The sequence below is a fragment of the Cupriavidus sp. WGlv3 genome (assembly GCF_023952475.1).
In the GTDB taxonomy this organism is placed as follows: domain Bacteria; phylum Pseudomonadota; class Gammaproteobacteria; order Burkholderiales; family Burkholderiaceae; genus Cupriavidus; species Cupriavidus phytorum.
Window position 1 is genome coordinate 262,607 of record NZ_JALHRX010000004.1, and the last position, 20,713, is coordinate 283,319.

18 protein-coding genes are annotated in these 20,713 nt (G+C 65.5%); 9 read left to right on the forward strand and 9 right to left on the reverse strand.

The window, feature by feature from the left end; translation table 11 throughout:
• The first annotated feature begins 30 nt into the window (after positions 1–30).
• The gene (locus tag MKD38_RS10135; RefSeq protein ID WP_115699786.1) at positions 31–447 is read left to right on the forward strand and encodes a nuclear transport factor 2 family protein; all 417 of its coding nucleotides are present in this window, start codon (positions 31–33) and stop codon (positions 445–447) included.
• A 68-nt stretch (positions 448–515) separates the two neighbouring features.
• On the opposite strand, the gene actP is transcribed toward MKD38_RS10135, so the two are convergent.
• The 3 genes from actP to MKD38_RS10150 all read right to left on the reverse strand — a co-directional run bounded on the left by actP (position 516) and on the right by MKD38_RS10150 (position 4,195).
• Positions 516–2,087, reverse strand: coding sequence for a cation/acetate symporter ActP (gene actP, locus MKD38_RS10140; protein ID WP_252676728.1), 1,572 nt, complete (start codon positions 2,085–2,087; stop codon positions 516–518).
• The gene (locus tag MKD38_RS10145) at positions 2,084–2,398 is read right to left on the reverse strand and encodes a DUF485 domain-containing protein (RefSeq protein ID WP_111520151.1); all 315 of its coding nucleotides are present in this window, start codon (positions 2,396–2,398) and stop codon (positions 2,084–2,086) included. Before MKD38_RS10145 ends, actP begins: the two co-directional genes overlap by 4 nt.
• Before the next feature lie 66 nt (positions 2,399–2,464).
• Positions 2,465–4,195 carry a fatty acid--CoA ligase gene (locus MKD38_RS10150; protein ID WP_371925676.1) on the reverse strand — a complete coding sequence of 577 codons (1,731 nt, stop codon included), beginning with the start codon at positions 4,193–4,195 and terminating at the stop codon, positions 2,465–2,467.
• A 214-nt stretch (positions 4,196–4,409) separates the two neighbouring features.
• Here MKD38_RS10150 and MKD38_RS10155 point away from each other — a divergent pair, with 214 nt between their 5' ends.
• The 5 genes from MKD38_RS10155 to MKD38_RS10175 all read left to right on the forward strand — a co-directional run bounded on the left by MKD38_RS10155 (position 4,410) and on the right by MKD38_RS10175 (position 10,564).
• On the forward strand, positions 4,410–5,198 hold the full coding sequence (locus MKD38_RS10155) for an SDR family NAD(P)-dependent oxidoreductase (RefSeq protein ID WP_111520153.1): 789 nt from the start codon (positions 4,410–4,412) through the stop codon (positions 5,196–5,198).
• Between the two features lie 40 nt (positions 5,199–5,238).
• Positions 5,239–6,294 (forward strand): phosphotransferase family protein, encoded by a 1,056-nt coding sequence (locus MKD38_RS10160; RefSeq protein ID WP_115699789.1) that lies wholly within the window; start codon positions 5,239–5,241, stop codon positions 6,292–6,294.
• Positions 6,295–7,277: 983 nt separating this feature from the next.
• Complete coding sequence (locus MKD38_RS10165) at positions 7,278–7,865, forward strand: hypothetical protein (protein WP_252676441.1); 588 nt, start codon at positions 7,278–7,280, stop codon at positions 7,863–7,865.
• 58 nt (positions 7,866–7,923) lie between these two features.
• On the forward strand, positions 7,924–9,516 hold the full coding sequence (locus MKD38_RS10170; protein ID WP_252676443.1) for an aspartate:alanine exchanger family transporter: 1,593 nt from the start codon (positions 7,924–7,926) through the stop codon (positions 9,514–9,516).
• 52 nt (positions 9,517–9,568) lie between these two features.
• On the forward strand, positions 9,569–10,564 hold the full coding sequence (locus tag MKD38_RS10175) for a 2-hydroxyacid dehydrogenase (protein WP_252676445.1): 996 nt from the start codon (positions 9,569–9,571) through the stop codon (positions 10,562–10,564).
• Between the two features lie 186 nt (positions 10,565–10,750).
• Here MKD38_RS10175 and MKD38_RS10180 read toward each other — a convergent pair whose 3' ends face one another.
• The 6 genes from MKD38_RS10180 to MKD38_RS10205 form a co-directional block, all read right to left on the reverse strand.
• Positions 10,751–11,731 (reverse strand): tripartite tricarboxylate transporter substrate binding protein, encoded by a 981-nt coding sequence (locus MKD38_RS10180; protein WP_252676447.1) that lies wholly within the window; start codon positions 11,729–11,731, stop codon positions 10,751–10,753.
• Between the two features lie 74 nt (positions 11,732–11,805).
• On the reverse strand, positions 11,806–15,363 hold the full coding sequence (locus tag MKD38_RS10185; RefSeq protein ID WP_252676449.1) for an indolepyruvate ferredoxin oxidoreductase family protein: 3,558 nt from the start codon (positions 15,361–15,363) through the stop codon (positions 11,806–11,808).
• A gap of 87 nt (positions 15,364–15,450) precedes the next feature.
• The gene (locus MKD38_RS10190; RefSeq protein WP_252676451.1) at positions 15,451–16,485 is read right to left on the reverse strand and encodes an Ldh family oxidoreductase; all 1,035 of its coding nucleotides are present in this window, start codon (positions 16,483–16,485) and stop codon (positions 15,451–15,453) included.
• Complete coding sequence (locus MKD38_RS10195) at positions 16,482–17,186, reverse strand: GntR family transcriptional regulator (RefSeq protein ID WP_252676453.1); 705 nt, start codon at positions 17,184–17,186, stop codon at positions 16,482–16,484. The genes MKD38_RS10190 and MKD38_RS10195 overlap by 4 nt, the downstream gene beginning before the upstream one ends.
• 6 nt (positions 17,187–17,192) lie before the next feature.
• Positions 17,193–18,347: a UxaA family hydrolase gene (locus tag MKD38_RS10200; protein ID WP_252676455.1), complete on the reverse strand. Its 1,155-nt coding sequence runs from the start codon at positions 18,345–18,347 to the stop codon at positions 17,193–17,195.
• Positions 18,348–18,352: 5 nt separating this feature from the next.
• The gene (locus tag MKD38_RS10205) at positions 18,353–18,643 is read right to left on the reverse strand and encodes a UxaA family hydrolase (protein WP_252676457.1); all 291 of its coding nucleotides are present in this window, start codon (positions 18,641–18,643) and stop codon (positions 18,353–18,355) included.
• Positions 18,644–18,847: 204 nt separating this feature from the next.
• Between MKD38_RS10205 and MKD38_RS10210 the strand changes: the two genes are divergently transcribed.
• The 3 genes from MKD38_RS10210 to MKD38_RS10220 all read left to right on the forward strand — a co-directional run bounded on the left by MKD38_RS10210 (position 18,848) and on the right by MKD38_RS10220 (position 20,700).
• Positions 18,848–19,309, forward strand: coding sequence for a hypothetical protein (locus MKD38_RS10210; RefSeq protein ID WP_252676730.1), 462 nt, complete (start codon positions 18,848–18,850; stop codon positions 19,307–19,309).
• Positions 19,299–19,664 carry a hypothetical protein gene (locus MKD38_RS10215; protein WP_252676459.1) on the forward strand — a complete coding sequence of 122 codons (366 nt, stop codon included), beginning with the start codon at positions 19,299–19,301 and terminating at the stop codon, positions 19,662–19,664. Before MKD38_RS10210 ends, MKD38_RS10215 begins: the two co-directional genes overlap by 11 nt.
• Before the next feature lie 64 nt (positions 19,665–19,728).
• Positions 19,729–20,700: a zinc-binding dehydrogenase gene (locus MKD38_RS10220; RefSeq protein WP_252676461.1), complete on the forward strand. Its 972-nt coding sequence runs from the start codon at positions 19,729–19,731 to the stop codon at positions 20,698–20,700.
• Positions 20,701–20,713 lie beyond the last annotated feature (13 nt).

Sequence of the window (20,713 nt, forward strand, 5' to 3'; positions counted from 1 at the left end):
TGCCGGGGGGTGTTTCCAGGGAGATACGTGATGAACCAGATCGAGATCGTCAAGGCATTCTTCGCCCGCTACCGTGAGCATGACATAGACGGCATGCTTGCCATGTTTTCTCAAGATGCGCGGATCGACTATGTCCCCATGGCAATGGAGGGGCCGGTTGGCGAGGCCGGCAAGGCAATCTGGCGCGCACTGATGGATGGTTTCCCGGACTTGAACAACCAGGTCACCGCGGTCTATGGCGACGATGACCAGCGCACCGCGATTGCCGAGGTGACCATCACGGGCACGCAGGCCCGGGACGTGCTCGGGATCGCAAGCCGAGGCCAGTCCTTCTCGCTGCCGCACGTCTTTATCGTTCGTATGGACACGGATGGCCGGATCGAATTCATGCGAGCTTACTGGGACAACGCGGCGTTCTATGCCGCGCTGACGCCTGCAGCGACCTAGCACGGGGCTACCGCAGCGGGTTGCACCTCGGTTTGGCGCGCAACCCGCGCCGGGTCATGCGCCGGGTTTCAGTGGCTGGACGGTGCCTCTGCTCCATGGCCGGTCTGTGCGCGGACCAGTTGCGCGTCGAAGGCCAGTCGCTCTGACTCGGCCCTGGCGCTGCGGTCGAAGCGCGAGCACAGAAATGTGACCAGGAACGCGAGCGGGACCGTGAACAGGGCCGGGTGGTCGTACGGAAAGATGGCTGAAGGATGCCCCAGCACATTCTTCCAGACGGCGGGGGAAAGTATCACCAGCGCGACCGACGACGCCAGGCCCGACGCCACGCCCCAGACCGCGCCCCGGGTGGTCAGGCCGCGCCAGTACATCGACAGCACCAGCACCGGAAAATTCGCCGATGCCGCTACATTGAAAGCCAGCGCGACCAGGAACGCCAGGTTCTGCCCCTTGAAGGCAATCCCCAGCAGCACCGCGACGATGCCGATGGCGAGCGTGGCCTTTTTGGTGACGGAGACCTCGGCTGCATCGGTGGTAGAGCCGCGCCGCAGGACACCGGCGTAGATGTCATGCGAGATCGCGGAAGCGCCCGCGAGCGTCAGGCCAGACACCACGGCGAGAATCGTGGCAAAGGCGACCGCCGCCAGGAACCCGAGGAACAGGTTGCCGCCGGTCGCGCTGGCGAGATGCATTGCAACCATATTGCCGCCGCCGAGCAGCTTGCCGCCAACCTGGCCGCCTTCGAAGTAGCGCGGCTCGGTACCGACGATCACGATGGCCGCAAGACCGATGGCAAACATGGCGAGGAACATGTAGCCAATGCAGGTGCTGGCCACCAACACGCTCTTGCGTGCCTCGCACGCATTCGGCACCGTAAAGAAGCGCATCAGGATATGCGGGAGTCCCGACAGCCCGAGCACGGTGGCCACGCACAGCGAGAGCGCCGAGACCGGATCGGCGAACAGCGTGCCCGGCGCGAGCAGGGCGGGGCCGCTGCGGTGCACCGCGATTGCCCTGGCAGCCAGCGCTTCAAGGCTGAAGCCAAAATGCCCCAGCGCCAGGAGCATCAGCAACGAGCCGCCGAACAGAAGTAGCACTGCCTTGACGATCTGCACCCATGTCGTGGCGATCATGCCGCCAACAGTCACGTAGATCATCATCAGCGCGCCGACCCCGACGACGGCATAGGCATAGTCGATGCCGAACAACAACTGCACCAACTCGCCGGCGCCGACCATTTGCACGATCAGGTAGAGCAGCACCACCACCAGGCTGCTGGCCGCTGCAATGCAGCGCGTGCTGACGGGATCGAGCCGGTCCGAAATAATGTCGACAAAGGTGAATTTGCCGAGATTACGCAACCGTTCGGCCATCAGGAACAGCATGACCGGCCAGCCGATGAAGAACCCGACGATATACAGCAGCCCATCAAAACCGCGTGCATAGACCAGGCTGACTACGCCGAGCAGCGTGGCAGCCGACATGTAGTCGCCCGCCACGGCCAGGCCGTTCTGCATACCCGTGATGCCGCCGCCTGCGGTAAAGAAGTCATTGGCAGTCCGGGTGCGCGAGGAGGCCCGGTACGTGATGCCCAGCGTCAGCGCGACGAAGAGCAGGAACATGGCAATGGCCTGGAGATTCATTGTCCGGCCTCCGACAGGATCTGCTGCACCATCGTCTCGAGCTTGCCGTTGGCACGGCGCACGTAAAACCATGTCGCGGCCCAGCCCAGCAGCACGATTCCGACGGCAAGGACGATGCCAAGGTTGAGCAGTGTTTCCGGATGAAGCGGCTCGGCCAGGCGTTGGGGCTGCATCGCAACCGCAAGCATCAGCGCGAGATAGGGGGCGAGGACCAGGGCCAGCAATACCCGCGAGAGGCGGGCGCGGCGTCGGACCAGTTCGCCGAACCTGGGATGGCGTCTGATGCGCTCTGTGATGGTGGAAGCTTGCATTGCTTTGTCTCCTGAAGCGGTTTTTCTAGTGATAACGCACTTGCCACAGCGGCGTTGGCCGCCGGTTCATGGGTGGGTGCCGAAAGCAGGGGAAAGGGGCGGGGCGTTCTGGTACTTTTCGCGGAGCAGGCGCTTGTTGATCTTGCCCACGCTGGTCTTTTCGATTGCGTCGACAAAGAGCACCCGTTCCGGGATCGCATACTTCGAGATCGCGCCGCGGCGGACGAAGTTGCGCAAATGCTCCTGGATTTCTTCCGTCCCAGCGGACTGTCCCGGCCGCAGCACGACCAACGGCAGGGGGCGTTCGCCCCACTGTGAATCCTTGATGCCGATGACGGCCACTTCGCTCACCGCGGCGTGACGCGAAATCAGGTCTTCGAGCTCCAGCGACGACACCCATTCGCCGCCGCTCTTGATTACATCCTTGATGCGGTCGGTGACTTTCAGATAACCGTCGCTGTCGATCGAGCCAATGTCGTTGGTATGGAGGTAGCCACCGGCCCACAGGTGCTCGGACCCAGCCGCATCGCCGAGATAGCCTTGCGTGAGCCACGGTGCGCGGACCACGATTTCGCCGCTGGCTTCGCCATCGTGCGCAATGTCGCGCATCTCGTCATCGACGATGCGCAGGTCGACCAGCGGAACCGGCAAGCCGGTCTTGGTGCGGAGGTCGAGTTCGGTGGCGGCATCGCCAAGCAGCGAGGTCTTCACCTGCGCCAGTGTGAGGATGGGGCAGGTCTCAGACATGCCGTAGCCGGTGAACACGTCGATGCCGCGGTCGATGGCGGCCTGCGCCAGGCCGCGCGGCAGCGCCGAACCGCCCACGATCATCTTCATGCCGCTCAGGTCGACCCCGGCCGAATCCGGGTGCGACAGGATCATGTGGAGCAGCGTGGGCACGCCGTGGGAGAACGTGACCCGCTCGCCTTGCATCAGCCGCAGTAGGTGATCTGCGGCGTAGCGGCCCGGATAGACCTGTTTCACACCAAGCGCCGTTGCCACAAAGGGCATCCCCCACGCGTGCACATGGAACATCGGCGTCAGCGGCATGTAGACGTCGTCCCGATGCACGCGTCCCTGGCTGGGCGCAGCGGCCAGAGCCGCCATGGTGGCCAGCGTATGGAGCACGATCTGCCGATGGCTGAAGTACACCCCTTTGGGCAGCCCAGTGGTGCCTGTGGTGTAGAAGGTCGTGGCCCGGGCGTTCTCGTCGAAATCCGGGAAGGCGTAGTCAGGTGGCGACGCCGCCAGCAGCGCTTCGTACTCGGCGCTGAAGCCATCGGGCAAGCGCGCGTTGCTCAGTGCGAAGGTGTCGTCGCTGACCAGAACGAAGCGATCGACGGTTTCGAGCTGAGCGCGAATCAAGGCGAGCGTTGGCAGAAAGTCGGCATGGACGATCAGCAGCCTGACGCCAGCGTGGTTCAGTGTGTAGGCTATCTGTTCCGGCGACAGCCGCACGTTTACCGTCATCAGCACCGCGCCCATCATGGGGATGCCGAAGTAGCTTTCGAGGTAGCGGTGGCTGTCCCAGTCCATGACTGCCACCGTATCGCCCGGTGCAATGCCGAGCGATTGCAGGCCGCTGGCCAGTTGGCCGATGCGGTGCCGCATGGTCCAGTAGCTGTGTCGGACCTGACCGCGGTAGACGATTTCCTGCTCCGGGTTGACCGCCAGCGGCGCGTGCAGGAGCTGCTTGATCAGCAGCGGATAGGCGTACGCCGATGGCGTGCGGGGGATTGGGGTAGGCCGTGTCACGGAGGAACTCCTTGATCGCTGTGGCAGCGGCCTGGGCAGCATGCCCCTGACTTGCATGCAGCGCCAGGGACGCCGGATGCCTGCCAGCGTAAGCGCCATGGCGCGGCTTTCCAGCCCCCCAACAGGGGAGGCACCGGGCATCCCGAGGTTTGCCTCGGGGGGGCATGGTGGGGTGCCTCCCCGTTCGGGTGGCTGGCTTGGCAGGCGCAACGGCCTAACCTGCGCTCCAACGACCGCGTCCAAGGAGACTGCAAGTATGGCTTCCTCACCTCGTCCTCAACCTGTCTTTCCCGATTTGGAGGGCAAAGTGGCACTTGTGACGGGCGCATTCGGCGGGCTTGGCCGCCACTTCGCGGTGACCCTGGCAAACGCAGGATGCCGCGTAGTGCTTGCCGGCCGCCGACTCGCCGAAGGGGAACGCTTGCTGGCGGAGATCCGGGCGACGGGCGCGGACGGATGTGTGGTTCAACTGGATGTGTGTGATCCCGATTCCGTATCCGGCGCCTTCTTCCGGGCCGAGCAGGCGCAGGGTACCGTGGACATCGTCGTCAACAGTGCTGGCATCGCAACCACCGGGCCCGCGCTAGAGACGAGTGAGCAGGATTGGGCGCGGGTCATCGATACCAACCTGACCGGCGCCTGGCGTGTGGCGCAGTACGCCGCCCAGCAGATGCGCGAAGCTGGCCGGCAGGGCAGCATCATCAACATCGCTTCCATTCTGGGGCTGCGGGTGGCGCAGCAGGTTCCCGCATACACGGCGGCAAAGGCCGGTTTGATCCACCTGACGCAATCGCTGGCACTGGAATGGGCACGCCATGGCATCCGCGTCAACGCCCTGGCGCCGGGGTACTTCGCCACTGAGATCAATCGCGCCTTCTTCCAGACAGACGGCGGGCAAGCGATGGTCCGGCGGATCCCTCAGCGGCGCCTGGGACAGCCCTCCCAGCTTGATGGCGCCTTGCTGCTGCTGGCATCGGGGGCATCGGATTACATCACCGGCGCCGTGTTGCCCGTCGATGGCGGGCATCTCGTCAGCACGCTGTGATGCGTCAAGCGATTCTCCACATCAGCCAAAGGACAGCCCAATGAACGATACGACTCACCGCAACTGGGACGCGCTGGCCCGGCTGCTCCTTGCGCGCGGGCTGATCGACCAGGCATCGCTTGCTGCCACCCGGCTTACCGGTGGCCAGTCCAATCCGACTTTCCTGGTCTCCTCCGGTGCACACCGCTACGTGCTGCGGATGAAGCCTGCCGGGCACATCCAGGCCAGGGCGCACGCCATCGACCGCGAGTTTCGGGTCATGAGCGCGCTCCAGGCCAGTAATGTGCCCGTCCCCGCCGTGTACCTGTACAGCGAAGACCTGTCCGTGGTTGGCAGCCCGTTCTACCTGATGGAGTACCTCGATGGCAGGGTAATGGTGGACCAGTCGTTGCCGGGAATGCAAAGCGCCGAGCGCAGGGCCATCTACGCGGAGATGAATCGGGTGATGGCAGCGCTGCATCGCATCGATGTCCGGGCGGCAGGCCTGGCCGACTACAGCCCTGTCGGTAACTACCTGGCGCGTCAGATTGCCGGATGGACGCGCCAGAGCCGTGCCACCGGCGCGCTCGAAAGTTCCGCCATGCAAGCGCTGATGAGCTGGCTCCCAAGGAACATCCCCGCGGGCGAGGAGACGCGTCTCGTCCATGGCGACTTCCGCCTTGACAATCTGGTCTTCCACCCCAGCGAGCCCCGGGTCATCGGGGTGCTGGACTGGGAGTTGTCCGCGCTGGGACATCCGCTCGTTGACTTTGCCTATCATTGCCTGAGCTGGCACATCCCTTCATCGCTGTGGCGCGGTATCGCCGATCTCGACTTCGCAGGCCTCGGTATCCCGAGCGAACAGACATATTTGCAGTGGTATGCCGAAGCCAACGGCACTGCGGGTATCGAACACTGGGACTTCTACATCGCCTACAACCTGTTCAGGCTGGCCGCCATTATGTTTGGTATCGCAGAGCGAGCGCGACAAGGCAACGCTGCCGCCGCGGATGCCGTCGAGACTGGCCGAAAGGCCGGGCCGATAGCCGACCTGGGATGGCATTACGCGATGCGCCATGAGGCCATCCGGCATCGCAATACGCATGCGCTGTCCTGAAGAGGACATGTGCCGACGCCGTCGCACTGGCGCGGGCTGTCTGGCGGCGGGCGTTGCCGCAACTCGCCCACTCGCAGCTCGGGTGGCGCTCACTGTTTGAACATTCCATACTAGGAGTGTCGCCCGCCGCATGGCCCTAAGACTACGAAATGGTCCAGTCTGACTTGCGCCAGGGTCGAGCAGCGTGCCAGTCACCGAACGTAGAGGAGGAGGCGAAGCTGAAGATGAAAGCGCCAGGCTTGCTCCTCGCCCTGTCACTCGCCACGGGGACTGCGCCGCACGCCGGTGCAGTTGGATGCGAACATGACATGCAATGCAAGGGCGAGCGCATTTGCCAACTGGGCCAATGCGTCTCTCCTGCGTCGACAGGCCCGAACCCAGAACCACCTGTCCAACCATCTTCTGCGACAAAAATCGCCCCGCCACCCGAGCCACCTGCAAGGGTTCGTCCGGCGACGGGGAATGTCCCGCCAACCGGACAGCCAGCGAAGACTGCTCCGGCGAGAAAGAGTGGCCCGGCATCTGAACAACCCGCCCAGCCCTCGGCGGCCAAGAGTGGCCGGACACCTCAGCAACCCGCCGTCGATTCTCCCGCCATGATGAATACTCCGGCACTTTCGACGGAGTTTCGCTCTTGCTGCACTAAAATCGGCAAACTGCCCCTCGACCGAGAGCTGGACCTAGAGGACGTTGCCACTACGCCCCGTGATTTCTGTCGTGGGAAAACCATTGATGGAATCTCTCTCCCAGGTACTCCGTGCAATTGAAGTACTCACTCTGCGGTTCAAGTGAACTGTCTCAGTAAAGCCCGCACAGGAGACACGCCGACCGTGACGTCAGGTTAGTTAAGGCGGACGCATCCGTTGGCCGGAAATTTTTCTTATCTCGTCATCCGAAAAGATTCAGTTCTGATGCGTCCGGGGCTAACGTTAGAGTTCAGAACAAGACGCACATCGGGGCCCGATCAGAAAACGGAGGATGGCATGAAAAGCAAGACACTACTGACCGCGGCGGCAATGCTGCTGGCAACCACGGCAACATGGGCGCAACCCGAAACCCGCGTGGACGTCACGCAGTCCCCTGAAGGGGCGACTGCGACCGGCACCGCCAAGCTCACCGCCACGATCACCAGGATCGATGCGCCGACGCGGACGGTCCGGCTGAAATCCGGCGACGGCAAGACCAGGGATCTCGTCGTGGGGCCGGAGGCCAGGAACTTCGAGCAGCTCAAGGTCGGCGACACTGTCACGGTCGAGTACAGGGAAGCGCTGACCATGAGCCTCAAGAAGAGCAGTGGTCCGCTTGCCATGCATGAGCGCCAGATCTCGGAGCGCGCTGCGCCGGGAGCAAAGCCGGGCGGCACCGTCGGCCGGGAAGTGACCGTCACGGCAGAGGTCGTCGCTTTCGACACCAGCGCCAGGTCCGTCACCCTGAAGGGGCCAAAGGGACGCACCATGGTCCTGCTGGTAGGGGATCCGACACGCCTCAACGGCATCCAGAAGGGCGACCGTGTCGAAGCGGTCTATACCGAGGCCGTTGCAGTGTCCGTACAGCCGGCTGCGGCCAGGTAGCGCTCCAGGACCGGCCAGGTCCGCCCGCCATGCTCGCAGGCATCAGAAAGGAGCTGCCATGGATGCAGTCCGGACATTGCTCGAAACCCAGCCGCTGCTCACGCTGTTCCTCACGGTTGCACTGGGCTATGTCATCGGCGAGATCAATATCAAGGGTGTGTCACTCGGTTCGGGCGCGGTGCTGTTCGTGGGGCTGGCGATCGGCGGGTTCGCGCCCAAGGCCGCGCCGCCTGCCATCCTTGGCACGCTGGGGCTGCTGCTCTTTCTCTATGGCATTGGGATCCAGTACGGAGAGCAGTTCTTTAAGGGCCTGACCAGCCCCGATGGCATCAAGGCCAACGCCGCTGCGGTCCTTGGCGTGGTTGGCTCCGGACTGGTCGCGGTTGCGCTGGTGCCGCTGGTCGGCGTGAAGCTCGACGAGTCGCTAGGCATGTTCGCCGGCGCGGGCACCAGTACGGCAAGCCTGCAGGCCGCGATGACGGCGATGAAGAGCGACGGCGCCGCGGTGGGCTACAGCGTCGCGTACCCGGTCGGCGTGGCAGGGCCGATCCTGTTTCTGTATGCCCTCACCGCGCTGCTCAAGCCGAATATCGTGCGGCCGCCACCAAAGCTGATCGAAACCGCCGAGATTGCGCTGACCAACCCGGCGTTTATCGGCGTGCGGCTGTCGGAGGTGGTAGCGCGCCTGCCGGAAGGAGTAGCGATTGCCGCCGTGCGTCGCGCCCACCACAACCACCCGTCCGCCGACGACCTGGTCCTGCAGGCCAACGACGTGCTGCTCGCGACCGCCACCGACCCGGCCTTGCTGCGTGAGGCCACCTCGCTGTGCGGAGAACTGCAGCCAGGCCGCATGACAAGCCATCGCGAAGACCTGGACTATATGCGCGTGTTCGCCTCAAGCCGGCTCGTGGTCGGGCGCACGCTGCGCGATATCCGTTTTCCCGAAGGCATGGTCTGCTCGATCGCCCATGTGCGGCGCGGCGATGCGGACCTGATGCCCCGCGATGACCTCACCCTCGAGTTCGGTGACCGCGTCGGCCTGCTGGTCAATCGCGCCCACATGAAGCCGATTCGCGCGCTGTTCGGCGACTCCATCAAGGGCACCGCCGAGCTGAGCTTTATCTCGATCGGCATCGGCGCGGCGCTCGGGCTGCTGGTCGGGCTGATCCCGGTGCCGATTCCCGGCGTCGGCACGCTGGCGCTGGGGCTCGCCGCGCTGCTGCTGGTTGCCCTCGTGCTCGGCCGGCTGCGCCGTCTCGGGCCGTTCGTCTGGACCATGCCGCTGTCGGCCAACCTGGTCCTGCGCAACTTCGGGCTGACCATCTTCCTCGCACAGGTGGGCATTGCATCCGGGCCGAAGTTCTTCGCCACCATCGGCGTGACAGGGGTGTCCTTTCTGATCTATGGCGTGGTGATTCTGCTTGCCCTGCTGCTGATTACTGCGATTTTCTGCCTCTGGGTCTTCAGGCTGCCGTTCGACCTGGCGGTGGGCGTGATCTGCGGCGCGACCGGAAATCCCGCCATCCTTGCATTTGCCAACCGCGTCGCGCCCACCGACCGGCCCGACCTCGGCTACTCGATGATCTTCCCGTCAATGACCATCGTGAAAATCCTGTTCGTACAGGTCGCCGCCACACTGGCTGGCGGATAGTGCAGGGCAACCTGGGCGAAGCGCGCCATGCGATTCGCCGCGGAGACACATCATGGAAATCGCCGTATTCAGCGCAAAGTCCTACGATCGTCAACATCTCGATGCCGCTAATGCGGCCGAAGGCCATCAGCTCAAGTACTTCGAAGTTTCCCTGGACAGCGAGACGGTGGGCCTCGCCGCAGGCCACGGCGCCGTGTGCATCTTCGTCAATGACCGGGCCGATGCGACCGTGCTGGAAGCGCTTGGCCGCGGCGGCACCAGGCTGGTCGCGCTGCGCTGCACGGGCTTCAACAACGTCGACCTGAAAGCCGCGCAGGCGCTCGGGATCAAGGTCGTGCGCGTGGTCGACTACTCGCCCAACGCGGTCGCCGAACACGCGGCGGCCCTGCTGATGGCGGTCAACCGCAAGATCCACCGGGCCTACAACCGCACGCGGGACTTCAATTTCTCGCTTGAAGGCCTGATGGGCTTCGACCTGTGCGGCAAGACCGTGGCCGTGATCGGCACCGGCAAGATCGGGCGCGTGTTTGCAAAAATCATGGTCGGGTTCGGTTGCAACGTGATCGGCTACGACAAGTACCCGTCCCAGGAATTCGAGGCCCTTGGCGGACGCTACGCGGACGAGGGGGAAATCGGCGCAAGCGCGGACTGCATCTCGCTGCACTGCCCGCTGACGCCCGAGACCCATCACATCATCAACGCCGAAACCCTGTCGCGCGCCAAGCCGGGAGCCTTGCTGATCAACACTAGCCGCGGCGGGCTAATCGACACGGAGGCAGTCATCGAAGCGCTCAGGAGCGGGCATCTCGGCGGGCTGGCGATCGACGTGTACGAGCAGGAGGCGGACCTGTTCTTCCGCGACCTGTCCGGAACCATCGTCGACGACTCTGTGCTGCAGCAGCTAATCACCTTTCCAAACGTGATCGTGACCGGGCACCAAGCCTTCCTCACGCGAGAGGCGGTGACGACCATTTGCGAAACAACCTTGCGTAGCGTGACGGAGTTCGAAAGCGGCAAGTCGCTCACGAACGAAGTCGGCGCCAGTTGAACACGGTCCCCGCTAATGGCTTAAGCCGCTCCTCGACAAGCCCGCCGCTCAACTCACGATCACACGACATGATCATTGGCGTGGTCGCTACCAGCAGGGCGTAGCCGTACGGGACGGCCTTCGCGGCAGCGGCCGCGCCGATGTCTTGTCCGCGCCCCGCCCGGTGAGCGGTGGCGCACCAGTGCATTATTCCAGCCGGAATCCCGTCTGCCTGACCGCCAGCGCCCATTTCTTCTGCTCGGCGGCCATAAACGTCGCGAACTGGGCGGGCGAGGTGCTGTTGGCCGGTTCATACCCCTTGCTGACCAACTGCTGGCGCACGCCTGGCGCATTGAGCGCTTTCTCGATCTCTTTGCCCAGCAGCGCGACGATTTCCTTTGGCGTGCCGGCCGGTGCAACCAGCCCGTACCATTCGCTCGCCTCGATGCCGGGGAAGCCCGCTTCCGCCATGGTTGGAATCTCCGGGAACAGCGGCAGGCGCTGCTTGCTGGCCACGGCAATGCCCTTGAGCTGGCCGCCCTTCACGAACGGCATCACCGCCGGCACGCCGTGGAACATCATGTGGATATGGCCGCCGACCATGTCGGTGAGCGCCTGCGGGCCGCCCTTGTATGGCGCGTGGACGATATCGACGCGGGCCGCCTCCTTGAAGACTTCACTGACGATGTTCTGCTGCGTGCCGGGCCCCACCGACGCGTAGCTGAGCTTGCCGGGCTCTGCCTTCGCACGGGCGACGAGTTCCTTCACCGAGCCCGCGGCGGCGGGATTGACCACCAGCATGTAAGGCGAACTCGCCATCAGACCGAGCGGCGCGAAGTCCTTGCTCAGGTCGAACGGCAGGTTCTTCTGCAGGCTGGCGTTGATGGCCATCGGCGCGCTGGCGACCAGCAGCGTGTAGCCATCGGGAGTGGCCTTGGCGCCCATGCCGGCCCCGATATTGCCGGTCGCGCCGGGACGGTTGTCGACCACGAACTGCTGGCCCAGGCTCGCGGTCAGCTTCTCGGCCACGGTGCGGGTGACGGTGTCGACGCCCCCGCCTGCCGGCCAGGGCACGATGATTCGGACCGGGTGGTTCGGGTAGCCGCCCTGGGCCAGGGCGCTGGCGGCACAGGCAGCGAGCGCAACGGCGCCCAAGGTACGGCCGACGCGGTGCAGTACGGATGTCATGACTTGTCTCCTCTCTTGGTGTCTGGTGGTCCCCATCGCCGCCATGCAGCGGGGCCTCGCTACATCAGTCTGGTTCAGGCTGCCACGGTCGGCTTGGTCTCTTTGCTGCGGACTTCACTGCTCGCCCACTGCGCCATCAATCGTTCCCAACGCGTGCGGGTGGCCGCGAGGTTGCGTGCCTTGACGTGGCCATAGCCGCGGATGTCCATCGGCAGCCGCGCGATCTCCAGCGCCAACTCCAGGTTCTGCGCGGAAAGCTTCGGCAGCAGGGCTTCTATGCTTCGGCGGTATTCGGTGATCAGCGCGCGCTCTTCCCGGCGCTCGGCGGTATAGCCGAACGGGTCCAGCGCGGTGCCGCGCAGGCCCTTGCAGCGGGCCAGCACGCCGAACGCGGTGCGCATCCACGGGCCATACGTTCCCTTGACGAGTTCACCCTTCTCGTTCTTCCTCGCGAGGAGCGGCGGCGCCAGGTGGTACACCAGGCGGAAGTCACCTTCGAACATCGACTCGATCTGCTTGCGGAACGCCGCGCCGGTGTGCAGGCGCGCCACTTCGTACTCGTCCTTGTAGGCCATCAGCTTGAACAGCGAGCGCGCCACGGTCTCGGTGAGGCGGGTGCCGCCGGTGACGGACTCGGCGCTCCAGACGCGGTCGATGAGGGCTTCGTACTGCGCGGCATAGGCGCGGTTCTGGTAGTCGGTGAGGAACTCGACGTGCCGGGTCAGCAGATCGCCCAGCGTCGGCTTGCGCACGAACTGGATGACTTGCGCATTGGCGTGGCCGGCCGGGACCCGCGACATGTCGTGCGCGCACAGCCGGCCCCATTCGAACGCGGCCTTGTTGCTGTCGACCTGCACGCCGTTGAGTTCGATCGCGCGCATCAGCGCGGCATGCGACAGCGGCACGCGGCCCTTCTGCCAGGCGTAGCCAAGCATCATCAGGTTCGCGTAGATCGACTGGCCCATCACCTGCTTCGCCACCTGCTCGGCGTCGAACCTGCCGACCTGGCCTTGGCCGACGGCCTGCGCGATGCGGCCCACGGCGTCCTCGGTCTGCGGGTCCCAGTCCGGATTGCTTACGAAGGCCGCGGTCGGAGTCACATGGCTGTTGAGCACGACATAGGTGCGCTGCGGCGACATGGCCGCAATGGTTGCCTTGCTGGCGGCCACCACCGTGTCGCAGGCGATCACCAGGTCGGCCATGGCCATGTCGACGCGGCTCGCATGCAGGGCATCGGGGCTCGCGGCGATCTGGATGTGGCTCCAGGTCGATCCGCCCATCTGCGCCATGCCGGTGGCGTCCTGCGTGATCACGCCCTTGCCTTCCAGGTGCGCGGCCATGCCCAGCACGCCGCCGATGGTCACGATGCCGGTGCCGCCGATGCCGGCCACGACGATGCGGGCCGCTTCCGGCAACACGGGCAGCGGGATATCGGTCGGCAACGGTTGGGTCTTGCCGCCGGTCGACGGCTTCTTCAGCTTGCCGCCCTCAACGGTGACGAAGCTCGGGCAGAAGCCCTTGGTGCACGAGAAGTCCTTGTTGCAGGTGTCCTGGTTCACCTTGCGCTTGCGGCCGAACTCGGTCTCCACCGGCTGCACGGCCAGGCAATTGCTTTCCACCGAGCAGTCGCCGCAACCTTCGCACACGAGTTCGTTGATGACCACGCGCTTGTCGGGATCGGCCATGGTGCCGCGCTTGCGTTCGCGGCGCTTCTTGGTCGCGCAGGTCTGGTCGTAGATGATCGCCGTCACGCCGCTGACTTCGCGCAGTTCGCGTTGCACGGTATCGAGGTCGTCGCGGTGGCGCACGGTGACGCCCGTTGCCAGGTTGGTGACGCCTTGGTACTTCTCCGGCTCATCCGTGACGACCACGATCTGGCGGACGCCCTCGGCGTGCAGCTCGCGCGACATCGCGGGTACGTCGAGCTGCCCGTCCACCGGCTGGCCGCCCGTCATGGCGACGGCGCTGTTGAACAGGATCTTGTAGGTCATGTTCACGCCGGCGTGGATCGACTGGCGCACCGCCAGCAGGCCGGAGTGGTTGTAGGTCCCGTCGCCAAGGTTGGCGAACATATGGTTGCGCTTGCTGAACGGCGACTGGCCCATCCAATGCACGCCCTCGCCGCCCATCTGCGACCAGGAGGTGGTAGAACGATCCATCCACACCACCATGCCGTGGCAGCCGATGCCGGCCGTGGCAACAGAGCCTTCCGGAACCTTCGTGCTGGTGTTGTGCGGGCAGCCCGGGCAGAACCATGGCAGGCGGTCGGTGCCGCGCGCATCGCCCTGCGCGGTGGCGCGTTCCTTAGACTCGATTTCCTTCAGGCGCACGTCCATGCGCGCGGCCACGTCGGGGGGCACGCCCAGTGCCTTGAGGCGCTGCGCGATGGCCTTGGCGACCAGCGCCGGCGACAGGTCGGCCTTGGCGCGCAGCAGCCAGTCTTCGGCCGGCCGCGTGTGGCTCCATTCACCGCCCGTACCTTCAGTGTGGCGGTACTTGCCGAACACGGCGGGGCGAGCCTGTTCGGGGTAGTGGTACAGCTCGTCCTTCAGTTGCTGTTCGACGAGCGAGCGCTTTTCCTCCACGACCAGTACTTCGCGCAGGTCATGCGCGAACTCGCGCACGCTGAGCGATTCCAGTGGCCACACCACGCTGACCTTATGGACGCGGATGCCGAGCGCGCGGCAGGTGGCGTCATCGAGACCCAGGTCGAGCAGTGCCTGCCGCGTATCGCTGTAGGCCTTGCCGCTGGCGATGATGCCGAAGCGGTCATTCGGGCCTTCCACCACGTTGCGGTTCAGGCGGTTGGCGCGCACGTAGGCGAGTGCCGCGGGCCACTTGAACTCCATCATGCGCGCCTCGGCGGCTAGCGGGTCATCCGGCCAGCGGATATGCAGGCCGCCTTCGGGCATGGCGAAGTCTTCCGGCAGCAGGATGCGGACCCGGTCCGAGTCGGTGACCACCGATGAACCGGATTCCACCACCTCCTGCACGGTCTTCATGCCGGCCCACAGGCCGCTGAAGCGGCTCATGGCGAACGCGTGCACCCCCAGGTCCAGGATGTCCTGCACGTTCGACGGAAAGAACACCGGCAGGCCGCAGGCGATCAGGGTGTGGTCGCTCTGGTGCGCCAGCGTGCTGCTCTTGGACACGTGGTCGTCGCCGGCGAGCGCGATCACGCCGCCGAGCCGCGACGTGCCGGCGAGGTTGGCATGCTTGAGCGCATCGCCGCTGCGGTCGACGCCGGGGCCCTTGCCATACCAGATGCCGAACACGCCGTCGTACTTCTTGCTGTCCGCGTCGAAGTCGAGCTGCTGCGAACCCCACACGGCGGTCACGCCGAGTTCCTCGTTGACGCCGGGCTTGAACACCACATGGTTGTCGGCCAGGTATTTCCTGGCTTGCCACATGGCCTGGTCATAGTTGCCGAGCGGCGATCCGCGGTAGCCGGAAATGAACGCCGCGGTGTTGTGGCCAGCCAGCGCATCGCGCCGGCGCTGGAGCAGCGGCAGGCGCACCAGTGCCTGCACGCCGCTCATGAAGGCGCGGCCGGATTCGAGTGCGTATTTGTCGTCGATCGACACGGCCTCCATGGCCTTACGGGCGTCGTCGGGGAGTATTGGGGCGTTCATGGGACGGATTCAGCCTGTGTAGTGGGGGGTAGGGGCGGCCAGCGTCTGCCGGTGGCCCGGATATCGTTGATGTCGTCGCGGATCCGGCTAGGCCGGGAACGGGATGGCCAAGGTCCGGCCAAGTTCGCCCAGTTCGCGGGCGATGGCATCGGGCAGGGCAATGCCGCGCTCGCGACCCTCGCGTTCGAGCGTGTCGCCGCGGTGGCCTGGCAGCCTTGCGTCGCGGCCACCGGCAGCGAGATAGTTGCCAGTCCACTGCGCCATGTAGTCGGCGAACAGGTCCTGGCCGGCAAAGGCTTCGGGGCGCACCAGCCAGACAAAACCCCCCTGGCGTCCGACCGCGCCGCCGCTGCCGACGCTGTTGCGCTCGGGGGCCAGCGAGCCTGCGGTAGCGGACAGCGCGCCTGCCAGGCATTCGACCATCATGGCGATGCCCATGCCCTTGTGGCCGCCGGTCGGCAACAGCGAGCCGGCCAGCGCGCGCTGCGCATCGGTGGTCGGCTGGCCGTCGGCGTCCAGCGCCCAGCCTTGCGGAATGGGCTCGCCTTCACGCGCGGCGAGCAGAATGTGGCCGCGTGCGGCGACGCTGCAGGCCACGTCGAACACGATCGGTGCCTGGCCCGGCAGCGGACAGCCGAAGGCGATGGGATTGTGCCCGATGGCCGGGCGGGCAAAACCTTCCATGCCGAGCACCGGCGGCGTGCGCTGTCCGACGATGCAGAACGCGCCGGCTTCTGCCGCGAGCAGCGCGTGAATGCCCAGCGCCCCCAGATGGCCGCACGACTGCACGGCAACCAGTACGCTGGCACTAGATTCCAGCGCTTCGAGGCCCAGTCGCACGGCTTGCGGCCCGGCGACCTGGCCCATGGCCCCGTCGGCATCCAGCACGATGCCGCCCGGGAAAGTACGGTGCGACAGTGCGGCGCGCGGGTTGAAGTCACCGGCGCGCAGGCGCTCGACATAGGACGGCACGCGCGTCATGCCATGCGTCTTGTAGCCGCGCAGTTCGCTGCGCACGAGCGCGGCGGCGGCCTCGACGGCATGCTCCGGCGCCACGCCGCAAGATTCGAATACCGCGGAGGTCCAGCGCTCCAGGTGTTGGGCGCTCCATCGACTGGTCATGAAGATTTCTCCCGTACGATCATCAGCCGCTCGGTGAACGGGGCGGCGTAGACCGACTGGTAATAGAGCGGCTGGTCGCGCAGTGTGTAGCCGCGCATTTCCATGATGAAGGCGGGCGCTTCGGCGTCGAGCCCCAGCTCGCGCGCAGCCGTCGCCGGCGCTTGCCCGAAGCGGATCCACTGGTCCACGCGCAACGTCGGCAGCGACAGGCGCTGGCCGATCAGCTCGCGCAGGTTCTTCTCCAGCGCTTCGCGGTCCAGGCCGCCCAGTTGCGCGAAGTCTTCCTCGCGCAGCCAGAATTCGCTGTACAGGTCGAAGCGGCCGCCGACATTGATCACGCGCTCGATGCGCACGTAGCCGTCGCCTTCGAGGAAGTCCGACCACGGGCCCTTGCGCTTGATGCGCTTCACCGAACGCGCGTGGACGTAGGACGGCAGCTCGTTCCCGTCTTCATCGCGAAAGCGCAGGTAGCGGACATCGGCGGGCGCCACGCGCGTGCCGGATACGAAGGTGCCGCGGCCCTGCTCGCGCGTGATCAGTCCCGAGTGCGTCAAACGGATCAGCGCCTTCTGGATGGTCCCGACGCTCACGCCATGGATCGCGGCCAGCTCGCCTTCCGACGGCAGGCGGTCGCCTTCACGCAGGTCGCCGGATTCAATGGAGCGGATGATCGCGTCGGAGACGCTGTTGAGTTTGGTCATGGTTGCTCAGAGGCTCAGTGCGAATCGACTGATCGCGGTCTCCCGGATATCGAGCACCTCGCTGGTCAGCTGCGTGCCCGATGCGATGTCCATCGCATAGGCATAGAGCTGATCGCCGAGATCGGAGATCTTTTCTCCGTGCTGCAGGATCCCGCTGACGTCGAAATCAATGTTGTCGGCCATGGTCTGCAGCGTATTGACGTTGCCGCACACCTTGACGGTCGGTGCCACCATGCTGCCGATCGGGTTGCCCACCCCGGTTCCGAAGAAGGTGAGCTGGCACCCGCCGGCGGCAAGCGCAGTCAGATTTTCCACTGCCGCGGCCGGGGCGTCCATGAAATGCAGGCCATTTTTCTGCGGTGCCTCGCCGTAGCGCAGCACGCCCACCAGCGGCGTGGTGCCGGCCTTGGCCATGGCGCCGAGCGCCTTCTCCTCGACCGTGGTCAGGCCGCCGCGCTTGTTGTCGGGCGAGGGCTGGTCCTCGCGCATGTCGACGCCGCGAGAAATGGCCAGGTTTTCCATGTTGCGCACGGCGCTGACGAAAGCTTCGCGCACGCGCCCGTCGGCCGCTCGCTCGGCGAACAGGTGATCGGCGCCGATGAATTCGGAGGTCTCGGAGATGATCACCGTGCCGCCCTCGGCGATCACCAGGTCCGCCATGCGCCCGATCACCGGGTTGCAGCTCAGGCCCGACGTAGTATCCGATCCGCCGCATTCCACCCCGATCACCAGCGACGACACCGGGCACGGCACGCGGCGCGCACGCGATGCTTCGAGCGAAAGCCGTGCGGCCTTGCGCGTCCCTTCGGCAATGCAGGCAACCGTGCCGTCGGGCTGCAGGTGCACGCGCTCCACCGGCTTGCCGGCGGCCTGGATGCGGCGCGCCACTTCTTCCGTGGACGACGGCTCCAGGCCGACCAGCAGCACGGCCGCGATATTGGGGTTGCGGCCCAGGCCGGCAAGCGCTTCGAAGGCGAAGTCCAGGTCGGCGCCAAACTGCCCGCGCACGAACAGCGTGGTGACCGGGATGCAGCCGCCCACGGTGCGGGCAATGGTGCGCGTCACCGGGTTGCAGTTATCCATGACGGAGACTACGGCAACCCAGTTGCGCACGCCGACCGCGCCATTCGCGCGCGGATATCCGAGAAAGGTGGTTGGCATCTGTCTTAGTCCTTGTGCAGGTCGCCGCGCGCCCGCGCCGACTCGATGTTGTGGACATGCATGTGTTCGCCGGCCCGGATCGCATGGCTGGCGCGGCCGATGACCTGCCCGTACTTGCGGATCTCCTGACCCGGCGAGGTGTCGGTGACGCACACCTTGTGGCCGAACGGAACGTCCTGCAGCAGGACCAGTTTTCCGGAGCGCTCGCCTTCCAGGGCGCAGGCGTCGCCGGCATGTCCGGCATCCAGCAGGGTGGCCACATTGTCGGCCGGGTTGAGTACGATGGCTCGCGGCATTGATAGATTCCTATATAGGTGTTGAGATGCAATGTAGGGAGTCTCGCCACATCAAGTCAAGGAGAAATAATGCAATCCCCGAGAAAACCACTACTCGTCCGTAGAAGTCCTATATAGAAGTTGTTGACATCGGCATCGGCCGTGTCTATTGTCATCACAACGGCGCCGCGGTTCGCGCCGAGTGAACAACGCGAGGAGGCAGGCATGAAGGTGGTGTCACACCTGGAGAAGGTTGCGAAGCTGCAGGCGCTGCGCGAACGGCTGGATCCGCTCCAGGATTTCGAGCTGTGGTTCTGGGCAGGCATGACGGCGGGAACCCATGCGGTCAATGCAGCACTGCATCAGGCCGGGATCACGCTCGATGAGGACATGTTTCCCACGCAGCCCGGGGTCTATCTGGTGCCCCAGCCGGATGGCGGCCTGAAGGCGGCATTGCGGCCGCTTGGCGACGTGCTGCACGTCGGCCGTCCCAAGGTGGAGGCGCCGGTGCCCGCGGACATCGCTGCCATGATGGAAGACATGGAGCGGATCGAGCACTACCGCGATCCTTGCCTGCGTGAAGGCCTGACGCCGACGCAGGCGATCGCGCAGAGCTGCGACGCGGCGCTGCAGCGTTGCCTGGGGCTGCTGGCACAGCGCATGGAAGGAGGCGCACATGGACATTGAAGGACACCTGGAGATTGCGCGCCGCATCGAGTCGTCCATGCAGAAGTGCGAGGAGGCCGACTACGAGATGACGATCGAGGCCGCGATGCTGGCCGGCACGCACTGGCTCAACGTGCTGCTGCACAAGCTCGGCGCCACGCCGCCGCAGCAGGACGTATTCCACTCCTACCTGCTAACCGTCAATGAATTCCGGCGGCTCGCGGTGGCGGCGGACAAGCCGCTCGCAGCGCTCGCGGCGATCGAGGACAGCCGCGCGCCGTTCGTGCGGGGCAATCACGCCGGCGGCGAGGCCGCGGCCGAACGCGCGCTGACGCTGCTGACGCGGATCCGGGCCGCGGCGCTTGGCGCCACGTGAACCGGCAGCGCGTGAAGCGCAGACAGATCAAGAGACAAGGACAGAGTCAGACAAGGAGCCAACAGTGAAGGCAGTCCGTGTAGTGCCCGGCCCGGAGGGCGGCAAGGTCGAAGTGCAGGATATTCCCGCGCCCGTCGTGGCAGCGGGCCAGGTGCTGGTCAGGGTTCGTGCATCGGGCCTGAACCGGGGGGAAATCAACCAGGCGAAGGAGCTGCGTACCGGCAGCACCATTACCACCGGCGTCGAGTTCGCGGGCGAGGTGGCCGATGTCGGCGAAGGCGTGAACGGCTGGCGCAAGGGCGATCGCGTCATGGGCCATGGCAAGGGATGCCAGGCAGAGTTCGTGCTGGCCAACCCGATGGCGCTGATCGCCGTGCCGGATGGCATGTCATGGATCGACGCCGCGGCATTCCCCAATGTATTCATCACCGCGCACGACGCGCTGGTGGTCAACGGCCAGCTCAAGGCGGGCGAGTCGGTGCTGGTCAACGGCGCCTCCGGCGGGGTCGCCATGGCCGCGATCCAGATCGCCGCGCTGATGGGCGCGAAGCCGGTCATTGCCACGTCGCGTTCGGCGGCCAAGCTGGACAAGATCGGCCAGTACGGCGTCGACGTCGGCATCGATTCGTCGAAAGACGACCAGGTCGACGCGGTCATGGCGGCGACCGGCAACAAGGGCGTCGACATCATCATCGACACGGTCGGCGGCCCGGTCTTCGAGGCCAATATGAAGAGCCTTGCCGTCAAGGGGCGCCTGGTGAACATCGCCCGGCTCGGGTCGGCCACCGCCCAGATCGACCTGTCGACGCTGTGGCTCAAGCGCCTGCAGCTGATCGGCGTGACCTTCCGTACCCGCACCGAGCAGGAGCGGCTGGAGTGCATCCAGGCCTGCGCGCGCGACATGCTGCCCTTCCTGCGCGCCGGCCGCGTGCGGCTGCCGATCGACCGCACCTTTGCCATGACCGATATCGGCGCGGCTCACGAATACATGAAGCAGGACCAGCACGTCGGCAAGATCGTGCTGCTGGTCGACTGAACCCATCCCAGAA

Bases quoted from the DNA above. Each gene is read 5' to 3' on its own strand.
- MKD38_RS10135 (WP_115699786.1), top strand. From the start codon at position 31: ATGAACCAGATCGAGATCGTCAAGGCATTCTTCGCCCGCTACCGTGAG.
- actP (WP_252676728.1), bottom strand. From the start codon at position 2,087: ATGAATCTCCAGGCCATTGCCATGTTCCTGCTCTTCGTCGCGCTGACG.
- MKD38_RS10145 (WP_111520151.1), bottom strand. From the start codon at position 2,398: ATGCAAGCTTCCACCATCACAGAGCGCATCAGACGCCATCCCAGGTTC.
- MKD38_RS10150 (WP_371925676.1), bottom strand. From the start codon at position 4,195: ATGCTGCCCAGGCCGCTGCCACAGCGATCAAGGAGTTCCTCCGTGACA.
- MKD38_RS10155 (WP_111520153.1), top strand. From the start codon at position 4,410: ATGGCTTCCTCACCTCGTCCTCAACCTGTCTTTCCCGATTTGGAGGGC.
- MKD38_RS10160 (WP_115699789.1), top strand. From the start codon at position 5,239: ATGAACGATACGACTCACCGCAACTGGGACGCGCTGGCCCGGCTGCTC.
- MKD38_RS10165 (WP_252676441.1), top strand. From the start codon at position 7,278: ATGAAAAGCAAGACACTACTGACCGCGGCGGCAATGCTGCTGGCAACC.
- MKD38_RS10170 (WP_252676443.1), top strand. From the start codon at position 7,924: ATGGATGCAGTCCGGACATTGCTCGAAACCCAGCCGCTGCTCACGCTG.
- MKD38_RS10175 (WP_252676445.1), top strand. From the start codon at position 9,569: ATGGAAATCGCCGTATTCAGCGCAAAGTCCTACGATCGTCAACATCTC.
- MKD38_RS10180 (WP_252676447.1), bottom strand. From the start codon at position 11,731: ATGACATCCGTACTGCACCGCGTCGGCCGTACCTTGGGCGCCGTTGCG.
- MKD38_RS10185 (WP_252676449.1), bottom strand. From the start codon at position 15,363: ATGAACGCCCCAATACTCCCCGACGACGCCCGTAAGGCCATGGAGGCC.
- MKD38_RS10190 (WP_252676451.1), bottom strand. From the start codon at position 16,485: ATGACCAGTCGATGGAGCGCCCAACACCTGGAGCGCTGGACCTCCGCG.
- MKD38_RS10195 (WP_252676453.1), bottom strand. From the start codon at position 17,186: ATGACCAAACTCAACAGCGTCTCCGACGCGATCATCCGCTCCATTGAA.
- MKD38_RS10200 (WP_252676455.1), bottom strand. From the start codon at position 18,347: ATGCCAACCACCTTTCTCGGATATCCGCGCGCGAATGGCGCGGTCGGC.
- MKD38_RS10205 (WP_252676457.1), bottom strand. From the start codon at position 18,643: ATGCCGCGAGCCATCGTACTCAACCCGGCCGACAATGTGGCCACCCTG.
- MKD38_RS10210 (WP_252676730.1), top strand. From the start codon at position 18,848: ATGAAGGTGGTGTCACACCTGGAGAAGGTTGCGAAGCTGCAGGCGCTG.
- MKD38_RS10215 (WP_252676459.1), top strand. From the start codon at position 19,299: ATGGACATTGAAGGACACCTGGAGATTGCGCGCCGCATCGAGTCGTCC.